Below are 13,249 nucleotides of genomic sequence, written 5' to 3'. Positions count from 1 at the left end.
CAATAAGTTGAACTACAATATAAATAAATCAAAATCACAGAACTATCACAAGAATATCATATCAACATAAAATCAATAAATAATGTTCTTTGGCTCTTCCAATTGTCTTCAAAACGATCATTCTTTTTATTTTACATACAAATAATGAATAAATGAAACCGAATTCATTTAATTGACGTCTTATTTTTCATACATTTAATGAATAAATAGATTTTGAATCAAGATAATCAATCGAATCACCCACCAAAATGGGCCAATAAGTTGCTGGAATGGTACTGCAGAGAGGATTTGCTAGAAGACCTCCAAGGTGATTTATATGAGTACTACGATAGAAATATCAGTAGAGGGCGTCGATTGGCTAACCTGATTTTTGTCTTAGATGTATTAAAATTTTTTAGGTCATACACTTTCAAAAAACTCAAAAACAAATACAAAATGAATGGTTTCATGTTATTCAATAATTATCTGAAGACTTCTATTCGGAGTCTTTCTAGAAACAAATTGTTCTCTTTCATCAATGTCATCGGATTGGCCATCAGTATGTCGGTTGGCCTGGTGGTCATCACGATGATCGTTGAGAGCAGAAGTTTCGATGATTTTCACGTCAAAGGAGATCAGATCTATCGTGTGGTCAATACCCGTATTGATGCAAAAGGCGAGGAAATGAAAATGGCAACCAGCTCACATTTTCTCAGTCAAAAATTAGACGACGTCGAGGGTTATGGATACAAAACCACCATGCATCGCGGATTTGGTGGTGACGCCGATACCGGAGGTAAGAAACTGGTGATTAACGGTCACTGGGCTTCAAAAGACTTTTTCAACGTATTTACTTTTCCGCTCCTCAAAGGAGATCCCAAAACGGCGCTTTCCGAACCCAACAGTATAATCCTTACCGAAACCACTGCTACCAAGCTTTATGGTGCCGAAGACCCCATGGGAAAAATCCTGACCGTCGATGACACAGAATATCTCATCAGGGGAATTGCCGAAGACCCACCGAAAAATTCTCACTTTACCTTTCAGGCACTGGCCTCTCTCAAGACATTGGCTATACAATCACGCGATAACCCTGACTGGATGAAGTCGACTAATATCTGGAGAACTTACATTTATCTCACCGTACCTAACTCCTCGGCCCATCAGCACCTGAGCGAATCTCTCAATCAAATCTGCAAGACTGAAAACCAACTGATCGATCCCCTAACCATAACGGCTAGATTACAACCGCTCTCTGAAATATTCAACGGCTCACCCTTGAGCAACCAAATCGGGCCAACCGTGCCTACCATGGCAGCTGTGATCTTTGCCATCCTGCCCCTTATTATTCTATTGACGGCTTGCTTCAACTACACTAACCTTTCGATTGCCCGCTCGCTTAGAAGAACAACTGAGGTGGGTATTCGCAGAGTCATCGGGGCCACCCGAGGCAATATCTTCACTCAATTCGTAGTGGAGTCTGTCATCATCGCATTGCTGGCTCTTGTTGTTGCGATGGTTCTGTATTTGCCGTTGAGGGAGCAGTTTTTGATCATGCTGGATGGCGATGGCCTGACACTTCCATTGAACTGGACTGTGATTTTGTTTTTTGTTGTCTTTGCCATATTTGCCGGAGTGATTGCCAGTCTGATTCCCGCAGCTACACTATCCAAATTTCAAGCAGTGACAGTCCTTCGAAGCACATCCAACGTGAAACTTTTTGCCGGGATGACACTCAGAAAAGTATTGTTGATTGCTCAATTCTCCATCTCTACGATACTCATTCTCACTACGATTATTTTAAACAAACAATACTATCACGCAACAAGCTATGATCTTGGGTTTTCAACAGATCAGATATTAAATGTAGAATTGCAAAACAACAACCACCGTCTGGTAGGTTCTATGTTTGAAAGTCTTCCAGAGGTAAAATCAGTATCGAGATGCCGCAATATTGTGCATTCTACGAGAATCAATCTTACAGATGGTAAATACAAAGATCCTATGGATTCAGCCAGAGTACACTTGAATTTTGTGGACGAAAACTACCTACCCAATCACAAATTCAAATTGCTGTCAGGTGAAAATTTCAAAAATCGTCCTGACAGTGCTCAAGAGCAATATATAATTGTCAACGAGACCTTGCTCAAGAGATTTGAGATAGGAGATCCGTCAGATGCACTTGGCGAAAAAATAGAGCTGGATGATCAGTGGTTGTCGATCATAGGTGTAGTCAAAGATTTTAATCACTCGACTTTGGATGCAGCCATTGAGCCATATGCTTTTAGATATAATGCCGCCGAATTTGATTACCTCAATGTCCTCGTGCAATCAAATGACTATCTGGCGACGATCGACAAACTGGAGGCGGAATGGCGAAAGATCGATGAGTTGCACCCATTCTCTGCCACGTTCTATGACGACCACATCGAACAGACCTATATGATGTTTAGCATGCTAATCAAAGTAGTTGGATTTTTAGCTTTGTTAGCCATTTCTATCGCTGCCATGGGACTGTTTGGCATGAGTGTGTATGCGGTAGAAACCAAAATAAAGGAGATCAGTATTAGAAAAGTAATGGGTGCCACAGCTTTCAAGCTGGTCTATATCCTGTCCAAAGGATACGTATGGTTACTAATAATCGCAAGTTTAATCGCCGCTCCTTTGACCTACTTTGTAGTCAACGAGGCTATATTGTCCGAATTTGAGTATTTCACCCCTATGTCTATTTGGGATGTACTTGGAGGGTTAGTGGTAGTGTTTTCAATTGGGTTGGTTATGATCGGATTTCAAACTTATCAGGCGGCACAGACCAATCCTGCTGAGACTTTGAGAAATGAATAAGAAAATAAAAAGGTCAGAGCCCAATAGTCTCTGGCCTTACTCTAGTTTTGAATAGTAAAATGAAATGAATTAATGAAAGGGACTAACATTGGAGAATTTGAAGAACTGGTCTTGCTCACTATTGCCTCTCAAATAGATCAGGCTTATAGCGTATTGATTTGTGATGAGCTCGAACGAGTGACCGGCAGGAAAGTAAAGCTTGGCGTGGTGCATGCCGTACTCAATAGGCTCGAAGAAAAGAATTTGTTGGTATCCCGGCTTGGCGAAGCCACCAAGGCTCGAGGTGGTCGTAGAAAACGATTCTTTGAAGTGTCTGATACAGGCAAGGCTGCACTTATCAAAGCTAAGGAACAAAGAGATCAACTATGGAGTACTATCCCAGGAATTGTATTTGATGGCTTGAAATAGCGCAATTATTTAATCCATTCGCACATGCCATAGTGCTCACTATCCATGCCTAGTTTTTGATAGACTTTCAGGGCATCAGCATTAGTTTTATCTACATATAATCGAATGCCTACAAACTGGTCTGAGGCATTGACCATCTCCTGAATATGTTCATACAAGGCCCTATATACCCCTTGCCCACGAAATTCTTTATTTACAAAAACCGATTGAATCCATAAGATGGTAGCATTGCGCCAGTCGCTCCATTCGAAAGTAGTCAAAAGACTCCCTGCTATTACTCCGTCCACTTCAGCTACAAAATACCATCCCTTTGACTCGTCTTCAAAAACAGCCTTTACCCCCGGGGCAATGATGTTGCGATCCAAAGCTACAGACTCTGTTTCGCGAGCCATTTCGATTTGGAAATTAATAATCTGTTGAGCCTCTGCGGCTATTCCACGTCTAATGTTCATGATTCAATTAATTATTCAGCCATAGCTGAGATTTTCTTATCCCACGGCTTCACTAGAATCGCCAAAATGGCAAATATCAAAAGTAGATATAGATACCAGACATGTCCAGCCAAGTCAAAAAAGTTTATTCTGCCGTCTGTAAACTTCAGCAGAATCAGTACTTGAGCCCCATAGGGAAGCAGTCCTTGTACTATGCACGAAAAGATGTCGATCAGCGCGGCGGCCTTTCTTTTATCAACTTCGTAGGTCTCACTGATCTCTTTAGAAATATCACCTGTGATCAGCAGGGTAACCGTATTGTTGGCAATAGCCAGATTGGTAATCCCGATCAGTGCACCAAGCCCAAACTGAGCAGATTTTTTTCCTTTAACCCATTCCTTCACCTTTCGCAAGGTAAAATTGATACCTCCGTCGTGGGCAGTCATAGCTGCCAGCCCACCACTGAATATGGCTAGCAAAAATACTTCTGTCATTCCCTCAAATCCGCTATAGGTGGTCTTTGCAAATCCCATGAGCGAAAAGCTATCATAGCTCATACCCATAAACCCACTGACTACGATTCCTATAATAAGCACATGAAAAACGGGTACGCCCATCACAGCCAGAATGATCACAAGGAGGTAGGGGATGATTTTGATTAGGTCATAGCTGCCGATCTCTGGTAGAGCCTCTATACCGGTGAGGTCTTTAGTCAGGCCAAAGACCAAAAGTATTACTACAGTGACTATAGCGGCAGGTAAAGCGATGTAGACATTCGCTCTAAATTTATCTTTCATTTTTACGCCAAGTGACTGAGTGGCAGCGATAGTCGTATCAGATATAATCGATAGGTTGTCGCCAAACATGGCTCCTCCTAAGAGGGTGGCAGACATCAGTGCCAGAGAGGTGCCAGACTTATCCGCAAGCCCTACCACTATAGGACCCAGAGCTACAATGGATCCTACCGAGGTGCCTGTGGCGATCGACAGGAAGCTGGCTATTAGAAATACGCCTACTGGCAAAAACTGAATGGAAATAAAATCAAGTCCAAAATTCACGACGGCATCGACTGCTCCCATTTGCTTGGATACAGTAGCAAAAGCTCCAGCCAGCAAGTATATAATGCCCATGGTCATGACTTTCGAATCTCCACAGCCCTCTACTAGCTGCTTAGTCTTCTGCTCAAGGCTATCGCTAAATAAAGCAAAGGCGACCATGATACCGAGAATAACCGCTATTGGTGCAGGAAGCGCATAAAAATCATCCAATATTATGCCTATTCCCAGAAAGGAAAAGATGAATACCATGAGCGGTATCAGTGATTTAAAGCTTCCTTGTTTTTCCATTTCGTCAATATTTGGTGGGGTCTACTGTAAGATCGCTAAGCTATGGATTATACTTTCAAAATGAAAATAGGTTTTACCCGCCTGATCCGTTCCATTTCTCTTGGATGATGTCTAAAAATAATATCTGACTTACTAAATTGCAGCCATGTCAGAAAAAACGGACTTAGAGTATTTGAATGCATTGAATCCACCCCAACGTGAGGCGGTGGAAAACACTGATGGTCCATCTATGATCATTGCCGGAGCAGGGTCGGGCAAAACCAGAGTTTTGACTTATCGGATTGCACATTTGATCAAGGCAAAAAAGGTAGACCCATTCAACATCCTTTCGCTAACATTTACCAATAAGGCTGCCAAAGAAATGCGACAGCGTATCGAAAGTGTAGTGGGCAACGATGCTAGAAATCTGTGGATGGGTACCTTTCACTCCGTGTTTTCCAGAATACTCAGATCGGAAGCTGATCGACTTGGATATCCCAGCCATTTCACCATCTATGATGCCGATGATTCCAAATCGCTGATCAAACAAATTGTAAAATCTTTTGGTCTGGACGACAAACTCTATAAGCCTAACGTCGTGTTTAACCGAATCTCTAGTGCAAAAAATCGATTGGTATCCTGGCAGGAATATATGAACAATCCCATCTATCTGGCGGATGATACCGAGAACGGTAAGCCGGAAATGGGTAAGATTTACAAAGAGTACGCACAGCGATGCTTCAAGGCTGATGCGATGGACTTTGATGATCTGCTATTCAATACTAATGTGCTCTTTCGCGATCATATCGATGTACTCAACAAATATCAGCAGCGCTTTCACTATGTGATGGTGGATGAGTTTCAGGATACCAACATCTCACAGTATGTGATCACCAAAAAATTGGCGGCTGTTCGTCGCAATATTTGTATCGTAGGCGACGACGCTCAAAGTATATATGCTTTTCGGGGGGCAGACATTCAGAACATTCTGAATTTTGAAAAAGACTACCCAGAATTGAAAGTGATCAAGCTGGAGCAAAACTATCGCTCTTCTAAAACCATAGTAAATGCTGCCAATTCGGTCATTACCAACAACAAGAACCAGCTCCGAAAAAGTGTCTGGACGGACAACAACGAAGGCGATCTAATTGAGCTTATCAAGGCCACCACCGACAATGAAGAGGGCAAGCTGGTGGCTTCTGCCATATTCGAATCGAAGGCTAACAACCAATTCAAAAATTCGGACTTTGCCATTCTTTATCGTACCAATAGTCAATCGAGGGCTATGGAAGAAGCCTTGCGGCGAAACAATATCAAGTATCAGATCGTCGGCGGACTCTCCTTCTACCAAAGAAAAGAAATTAAAGATCTACTCGGGTATATCAGATACGCCGTCAATCAAAATGACGAACAGGCCCTGCGTAGGATCATCAATCTACCAAAACGAGGCATCGGAGCCAGTTCCGTAGATAAGCTATTCGTAGCCTCCGCAGAGCAAAACCTCGATCTATGGTCGGTTCTTCAAAATGCGAAAGAGATCATCTCCGGACGTACCGCCTCTGCGATTGACGGATTTGTCACTACCATCAAAAGCTTCAAGCTGGCGGTAGATAAAAAAGATGCGTTCGAAGCAGCCTCTCTCATCGCCAAAAACTCGGGGCTGATGAAAGAGCTCTACGACGACAAGACTATCGAGGGTCGCAATCGCTACGAAAACGTGCAAGAGCTACTAAACGGCATCAAAGAATTTGTGGACAATCCCGAAAACGAGGACAAGAGTATGTCTTCATTCTTACAAGAGATTGCCTTGCTCACGGACGCAGACAATAAAGACAAGGGCGAAGACAAAGATTTTGTGACCATGATGACGATTCACATGGCCAAAGGGCTTGAGTTCAAAAATGTATTTATCGTAGGGATGGAAGAGGACCTGTTTCCATCACAAATGATGATCAGCTCCAGACAAGATCTGGAAGAGGAACGGCGTCTCTTCTATGTGGCAATCACTCGTGCGGAGACCAAACTCTATCTGAGCTATGCACTCACACGCTATAGATTTGGACGGCTGAAAACCTGCGAGCCGAGTCGGTTTCTTGAAGAGATCGACAAGGATTTTATCAAGTATAATCAAAAGATGAGCAGCACTCCGTCGCCAGGGGACCAATATGCAAAGACCTTTATTAGTACGGTGCAGCGATCCACTCCAAAACCGCCGCCCAATCAACTCTTTCACAAACCTTCAGCGGATTTTCGACCTAGTGACACCTCCAAGCTTATCGTGGGCAATAAAGTGGAACACCCAAAATTTGGATTTGGGGAGGTCAAGGAGATAGATATCCAGGGAGCAAACCGAAAAGCACATATTTCCTTTGAAAAGGCAGGAGAAAAGACTCTGCTTTTGAGTTTTGCCAAGCTTCGGATTGTGACTTAGTTCAGCATACCGTTATCAACTACCCCGATAAAGAAGAGCCATAATATTAATTGTGCAACCATAAATCCATTATGGTATTTCATTTTTTTGATATCCAAAGCAATGAAAACAATATACCAAGTCAAATAAGCAAAAAGTGGGATTTGCTCAATTACACTAAAACCAGAAATGTATATGTTTTGGATAATACTGATGACTATGGTAGACATAAACAAGGCATACAACCATCTCCAATTCTCAGCAAAGTAAGCTACCATATCGGTCTCTGTACTTCTTGATCCCGTTGGAAAAAGGAATCTTGCCAGTAGAAAAAGTACAATAGGAAAACTTAATAGAGCAAGCACAATTGGAAGCGTCCATTGCTCAATTTCCTTCGAATACTGATAACTATACCACCAGTCTTGTATAAACACAAGAAATATTACTACAATAAAAATGGTATGAGCTGTGCTAAAATTGGTCTTCCTGTATTGTGCCAACATATCAGCCACACCATTTAGGAGTTGTGCCAGGCCTAATCCCAGGATCAGCGAGATCAAGACAATTACATATTCAAATGGTTCCATAGTGTTGTTCTTAGTTTACCCCAAAATAACAAAAGTCTGTAACAGGGCAAACACGTTATAAGTTCGTGCCGGTATCAGATTCACAAATTAATGATTATTTTTGTCTAATATTAAAACTAAATAATTAGACATGCGTAGAAAGACTTAAAGATTTATAAATGATGGCGGTAAAAGAAAAAAGCACCAAAAAAAAAGATACAGGTAAAGCACCAAGCAGGGATTCTATCATGACAGCCTACATGCAACTGGTACTCGAATCTGAAAAACTTCCTGGTTCTCTCTACAAATTTTGCAAAGATCTGAAAATGTCCGAAGCAGAATTCTATCAGCATTTTGGTAGCTTCGAATCACTCCAAAAAAGCATCTGGGTGGCATTCTTTGACGAAACGATGAAAATAATTTCGAACTCCGAAGAGTATGAGATGTTTAGCAAACGAGAAAAGCTACTCACCTTTTACTTCACCATGTTCGAGATTCTGACACTCAATAGAAGTTATATATTATTCACACTTAAGAGCCCTCTTGATCTGGCTCAACTGGCTCAACTGCGCCTTTCATTTAAAACCTATATGACTTCACTTAGTGAATTGAGTACCAATGACCAGGAACAAGTCAAGCATTATTCTGCAAAAGCAGTTGAAGAACTGGGCTGGGCGCAGTTTCTGGTCATTTTGAGATTTTGGATCAAGGACGACTCCGCCTCTTTCGAGAAGACTGATGTCATGATTGAAAAAACCATCAATACAACCTTTGATCTGGTGGATACCACACCTATTAAGAGTGTCATTGATTATGCCAAATTCTTATTCAAAGAAACCGTAGGCAAATGAAAACCATAGACAAAATACCAGTTGGTAAAATCAGTCGAGCCAGCAAACTCCTCACGACTGGACTAAAAGTAGGGTCCAATCAATTAAAATATTACGGAGAGAAACTGACCAATCCAGCGTCAGCCAGAGAAAATCTGGATAGCAATAATGCTGAAGATATTTACAACGGCTTAAGTCAGCTCAAAGGCAGCTCGCTGAAGGTAGCACAAATGCTGAGCATGGATAAGAATATATTGCCTGAAGCTTATATCGAGAAATTTTCACTAGCACAGTTTTCCGTGCCTCCACTATCGGCCCCATTAGTGGCTAAGACATTCAAAAAGTATTTTGACAAGACACCAGAGGAACTATTTGACAAATTCAACGCTGAATCTACCCATGCTGCTAGTATCGGGCAGGTGCACCAGGCAGAAAAAGACGGAAAGGCTCTAGCCATCAAAATCCAATACCCGGGAGTAGCAGAAAGCGTCTCCTCAGATTTGGCCATCGTAAAGCCTTTTGCCAAGCAACTGCTCAATCTCAAGGGCAAGGATTTGGAGAAATATTTTGTAGAGGTGGAGAGCAAACTCCTTGAAGAGACTGATTATCTACTAGAAGTCAAGCGTAGTATGTCTATTACTCGGGCATGCGCCAAAATACCCCATATCAAGTTTCCCAAATACTATGAAGAATACTCCAACGAGAAAGTAATCACGATGGACTGGATGACGGGAATTCATCTTTCAGAATTCACCAAAAAGAATACAAACCAAATGGCGGCCGATCGACTGGGTCAGACACTTTGGGATTTCTACATGTTCCAAATTCATGGTTTGAAGGAGGTACATGCGGACCCACATCCCGGCAACTTCCTCGTGGATCATGAGCATAATCTTATTGCCATCGACTTTGGGTGCATCAAAGAAATCCCCGACGACTTTTATGTACCCTATTTCGAATTATCGAGAGAAGAGGTCATGAACAATGAAACCTTGTTCGAACAAAAACTGAACGAGCTGGAAATATTGCGCAAGGATGATTCCGAGCAGGAAAGGATTTTCTTCAGCAGCTTTTTCAAAGAGTTGTTGGGGCTATTCACGTTACCTTTTAATCAGGATAATTTCGATTTTGACAACGATGATTTTTTCAATGCTATTGCAGAAAAGGGCCAGCAGCTCTCGAAAAATCCTGAATTTAAAAAAATGAATCAGAATCGAGGGTCAAAACATTTCCTATATATGAATAGGACATTTTTTGGCCTCTACAACCTACTCTATAGTCTCAAGAGTAAGGTTGAAATCAATCATTTTCAAAAGTATATCTGATTAGTAACCCTCCGACTACTTTCTTCGGGGTCGGAGGGATTTTTTTATCTCAGCGGAATATTCTTCAGCGTTTCAAGCAAAAACGGCCAATATTTCTGTACAGAGCTGATCTGAACTTTTTCATCCGGAGAGTGCGCTCCACGAATATTGGGACCGAAGCTGATCATCTCCATTTCTGGATAGTTTGTACCTAGTATGCCACATTCGAGTCCGGCATGGCATGCATTCACATCAGCCTTGTGTCCAAATTGTTTTTCATATAGATCGTCCATCAGCTTTACGATATCCGCCTCAGGTTTTGGGGCCCATCCCGGATAGTCTCCATCCAAACTTGTATCGGCTCCCAGCATTTCCATACTTGCCTGGATATTCAATGCCAGGTCTACTTTTTCAGAATCCACGGAGCTTCTTGTCAGGCATTGGATGCTATAGTTGCCTTCCGCCACTTGCACACGAGCCACATTATTTGAGGTTTGAACTAGCCCTTCCATATCAGGACTCATGCGATAAATACCATTGGGTAACGCATAGACAGCTCTCAGGAGCTTAAATTGAAAATCTTTACTTAGTACTTGTGCAGGTAGGTCGACAGGTTGGATCAAAACCTCCATTTCAGGATCTGTGGTGTCGTGCTCTTCGATAATCAATTCCGCCAAGGCGACAATTTCCTCCTCCAGCTCTTCTTTTTCTGAGGCTAGTATAGATAGTACTGCTACAGACTCACGTGGGATGGCATTTCTCAATCCACCTCCATCAATACTGGATATCCTAATATCAAATTCTGAATCCAAGGCATACAGCAGGCGGTTCATCAGCTTGTTGGCATTGCCCTTGCCCAAGTGGATTTCCATTCCAGAATGTCCACCGGACAATCCTTTGATCGTCAGCTCTAAGCCTATTCTTTCTCCAGCAAGTGATTCTTGGTCGTACGAACCCTCTCCAGTCACATCTACCCCACCGGCACAGCCAATGGTAAGCTCATGGTCGTCTTCGGTATCCAGATTGAGCATGATTTCGGCGTCCAGTAGTCCACCCTTCAAGCCCATGGCTCCTGTCATACCAGTTTCTTCATCGATCGTAAACAGTCCTTCCAATGCCGGATGAGCAATATCTTTAGAGGCCAGTAGCGCCATTATTGAGGCTGCACCGATACCATTATCAGCGCCGAGCGTGGTGCCTTTTGCTTTTACCCAATCCCCATCCACAAACATTTCTATTCCCTGAGTATCAAAATCAAATTCGGTGTCTGCATTTTTTTGATGTACCATATCTATATGGCTCTGTATGGCTACCGTTTTTCGATTTTCCATCCCAGGAGTCGCAGGTTTTTTTATAATGATATTACCCACCTCATCCACGTAAGTCTCCAGGTTTAGGCTTTCGCCAAAATTCTTCACAAACTCGATAACCTTTTCTTCTTTTTTCGAAGGTCTGGGGACTGCGTTGAGGTCAGCAAAACAGTTCCACATTTCTTTCGGTTCGAGATTTCTTACTTCGTTGCTCATTGGGTAATGATTTAATGTTTATTAATTCTGCTAAATTAAGCATTCGCTTAAATTATGAAGCCTAATTAAATACTGATTCTTTACCTATAAACACAAAGAAAGCAGCCATTGCTACTTTCAACTAGAGACAGGCCTCTTGCACCTTAGATTCTTTGCCAGTCTTGACAAAGATCGAGGGCTTTTATCGTCATATAGTTAAACTTTAATTTCGGCTAAAACAAGTACCACTAGAAGGGAGTACCCGATGATCGAAAGTCAACACCTATCTTGAAATATTTCGGCAGGAGTATTATGGAAATGTATTTGATCGTGAGGTATTTTGGCTATCTTCCTACATAAGGGAAGTAAGGAATGTAGAGGTACATCCTTAGCACCCACGACAAAGAAGGGAGTAGTCTTATGACTGCTCTTTTATCCTATATTTTTTACACTTAAATTTTAAAACATGTTTAAATACCAACCTACCTGGGTAGCAGCTTTGTTGCTATCAACACTTACGTTTTTTTCGTGTAGTAATGAAGAAGATAATCCAAGAATTAGTTTAGCTAAACAAGAAGTACATGAGGAAGCTAAGAAGTGTGGAATTATGCACAATAAAGGATTAGATGCAATATATGATGATTTGATAATTGCAGATTCTAATCAAAAGCTTAATTCTATGATTGAATTTCAGGAAGTTACATTCAGTGCCATATTAAAATTCGCTTTAGACAATGATATTAGAATAAAAAATGAGAGGGTTGATGTTGAAAAATTGTCTCTGGAAGTCAATCCCAGCTTTAGAACTTTTGATTTTAGCACTTCTTCTGGTAGAGTTTTAGAAGATAGCATTACTAGTGATGATATATATTCTGATGAGGTTATTGAAAACTTAACTGAGGATCAAACTTCATATTTGAACCAAATATTTCAAGCTGGGATTACTTCTGAAAGCTTATTACTATATAATGAAGCAATTGATAATATTGTAAATGAAGCACTTTTAGATCTTCCAGTAGACGACCTATCTATTATACTCGAAGCGGCCTATATTGGGAAAAATTCGGGAGAGTATTGGGAAGAAAATTTAGATGCATGGCATGAAATGGTAATTGGTATGCAGTTAGAAGATTTAGTAGGTAATAGTCCAGAGAATGGACGAGAACTAGAAGATTTTTCTAACATGTATAGGAGTATATATCAAAGCAATATTTATCAAAGAACATCCGTTTTGGCTCTGTCTCGTTCATCGCAGAGCAAAGCTTGGGGAAAAGGTGTCATGATCGGTGGTATGGATTTAGCATGGGGATTTGGTGGAGCTGTTTTTGGAGGAGCTGGCGGTGCGTTAATTGGTGCAATAGCTGGATCAGGACTCACAGGAATTTTATTTGCCATTGAGTGTTAAACTTTAATTATGAATACTTTTAGACAGAAATTATTGCTATCCGGAGTAGTGTTTTTAAGCACAGGAATTTTAGCTCTTTTTAACGGAAGTCTTTTTGACTTCTTTTTAGAATCTCCTGTATCTCGTTTGTATGGAGTTTTTTTCAGTGGAAGTTTCTCCTCAATTGGAATTATGTTTATAATAATTAGCCTATTTCCAGATAAACTAAAAAGGGAGCTGTGATTCGCCATTAAATGAAGAGC

Annotated in this window: 11 protein-coding genes; 6 read left to right on the top strand and 5 right to left on the bottom strand. The window is 41.3% G+C overall.

Features of this window, described 5'->3' with window-relative positions:
- Positions 1-213: 213 nt before the first annotated feature.
- Both ABJF11_RS17180 and ABJF11_RS17175 read left to right on the top strand, forming a co-directional pair.
- Complete coding sequence (locus ABJF11_RS17180; RefSeq protein ID WP_348121324.1) at positions 214-2,823, top strand: ABC transporter permease; 2,610 nt, start codon at positions 214-216, stop codon at positions 2,821-2,823.
- A gap of 72 nt (positions 2,824-2,895) precedes the next feature.
- Positions 2,896-3,231 carry a helix-turn-helix transcriptional regulator gene (locus tag ABJF11_RS17175; RefSeq protein WP_348121323.1) on the top strand — a complete coding sequence of 112 codons (336 nt, stop codon included), beginning with the start codon at positions 2,896-2,898 and terminating at the stop codon, positions 3,229-3,231.
- A gap of 5 nt (positions 3,232-3,236) precedes the next feature.
- On the opposite strand, the gene ABJF11_RS17170 is transcribed toward ABJF11_RS17175, so the two are convergent.
- Together ABJF11_RS17170 and ABJF11_RS17165 are read right to left on the bottom strand one after the other, a co-directional pair.
- Entirely contained in the window at positions 3,237-3,683 is a 447-nt protein-coding gene (locus tag ABJF11_RS17170) for a GNAT family N-acetyltransferase (protein WP_348121321.1), read from the bottom strand.
- An 11-nt stretch (positions 3,684-3,694) separates the two neighbouring features.
- Positions 3,695-5,008 (bottom strand): Na+/H+ antiporter NhaC family protein, encoded by a 1,314-nt coding sequence (locus ABJF11_RS17165; protein WP_348121320.1) that lies wholly within the window; start codon positions 5,006-5,008, stop codon positions 3,695-3,697.
- 145 nt (positions 5,009-5,153) lie between these two features.
- On the opposite strand from ABJF11_RS17165, the gene ABJF11_RS17160 reads away from it, so the two are divergent.
- Positions 5,154-7,418 (top strand): UvrD-helicase domain-containing protein, encoded by a 2,265-nt coding sequence (locus ABJF11_RS17160; protein WP_348121319.1) that lies wholly within the window; start codon positions 5,154-5,156, stop codon positions 7,416-7,418.
- Here ABJF11_RS17160 and ABJF11_RS17155 read toward each other — a convergent pair.
- The gene (locus ABJF11_RS17155; RefSeq protein ID WP_348121318.1) at positions 7,415-7,984 is read right to left on the bottom strand and encodes a hypothetical protein; all 570 of its coding nucleotides are present in this window, start codon (positions 7,982-7,984) and stop codon (positions 7,415-7,417) included. The two genes, ABJF11_RS17160 and ABJF11_RS17155, sit on opposite strands and share 4 nt — an antisense overlap.
- Positions 7,985-8,142: 158 nt before the next feature.
- Here ABJF11_RS17155 and ABJF11_RS17150 point away from each other — a divergent pair, with 158 nt between their 5' ends.
- Entirely contained in the window at positions 8,143-8,814 is a 672-nt protein-coding gene (locus ABJF11_RS17150; protein WP_348121317.1) for a TetR family transcriptional regulator C-terminal domain-containing protein, read from the top strand.
- On the top strand, positions 8,811-10,118 hold the full coding sequence (locus ABJF11_RS17145; RefSeq protein ID WP_348121315.1) for an AarF/UbiB family protein: 1,308 nt from the start codon (positions 8,811-8,813) through the stop codon (positions 10,116-10,118). Before ABJF11_RS17150 ends, ABJF11_RS17145 begins: the two co-directional genes overlap by 4 nt.
- Before the next feature lie 44 nt (positions 10,119-10,162).
- Here the strand turns inward: ABJF11_RS17145 and ABJF11_RS17140 are convergent, their stop codons facing one another.
- On the bottom strand, positions 10,163-11,623 hold the full coding sequence (locus tag ABJF11_RS17140; protein WP_348121314.1) for an aminoacyl-histidine dipeptidase: 1,461 nt from the start codon (positions 11,621-11,623) through the stop codon (positions 10,163-10,165).
- Positions 11,624-12,068: 445 nt separating this feature from the next.
- Between ABJF11_RS17140 and ABJF11_RS17135 the strand changes: the two genes are divergently transcribed.
- Entirely contained in the window at positions 12,069-13,007 is a 939-nt protein-coding gene (locus ABJF11_RS17135; protein ID WP_348121313.1) for a hypothetical protein, read from the top strand.
- On the opposite strand, the gene ABJF11_RS17130 is transcribed toward ABJF11_RS17135, so the two are convergent.
- Positions 13,004-13,237, bottom strand: coding sequence for a hypothetical protein (locus tag ABJF11_RS17130; protein ID WP_348121312.1), 234 nt, complete (start codon positions 13,235-13,237; stop codon positions 13,004-13,006). The genes ABJF11_RS17135 and ABJF11_RS17130 overlap by 4 nt on opposite strands.
- Between the last annotated feature and the right edge of the window lie 12 nt (positions 13,238-13,249).

It is taken from the genome of Reichenbachiella sp. (assembly GCF_039941815.1).
In the GTDB taxonomy this organism is placed as follows: Bacteria; Bacteroidota; Bacteroidia; order Cytophagales; family Cyclobacteriaceae; genus Reichenbachiella.
The sequence above is the reverse complement of the archived record's forward strand: the minus strand, read 5'-3'. Positions and strand labels throughout refer to the sequence as shown.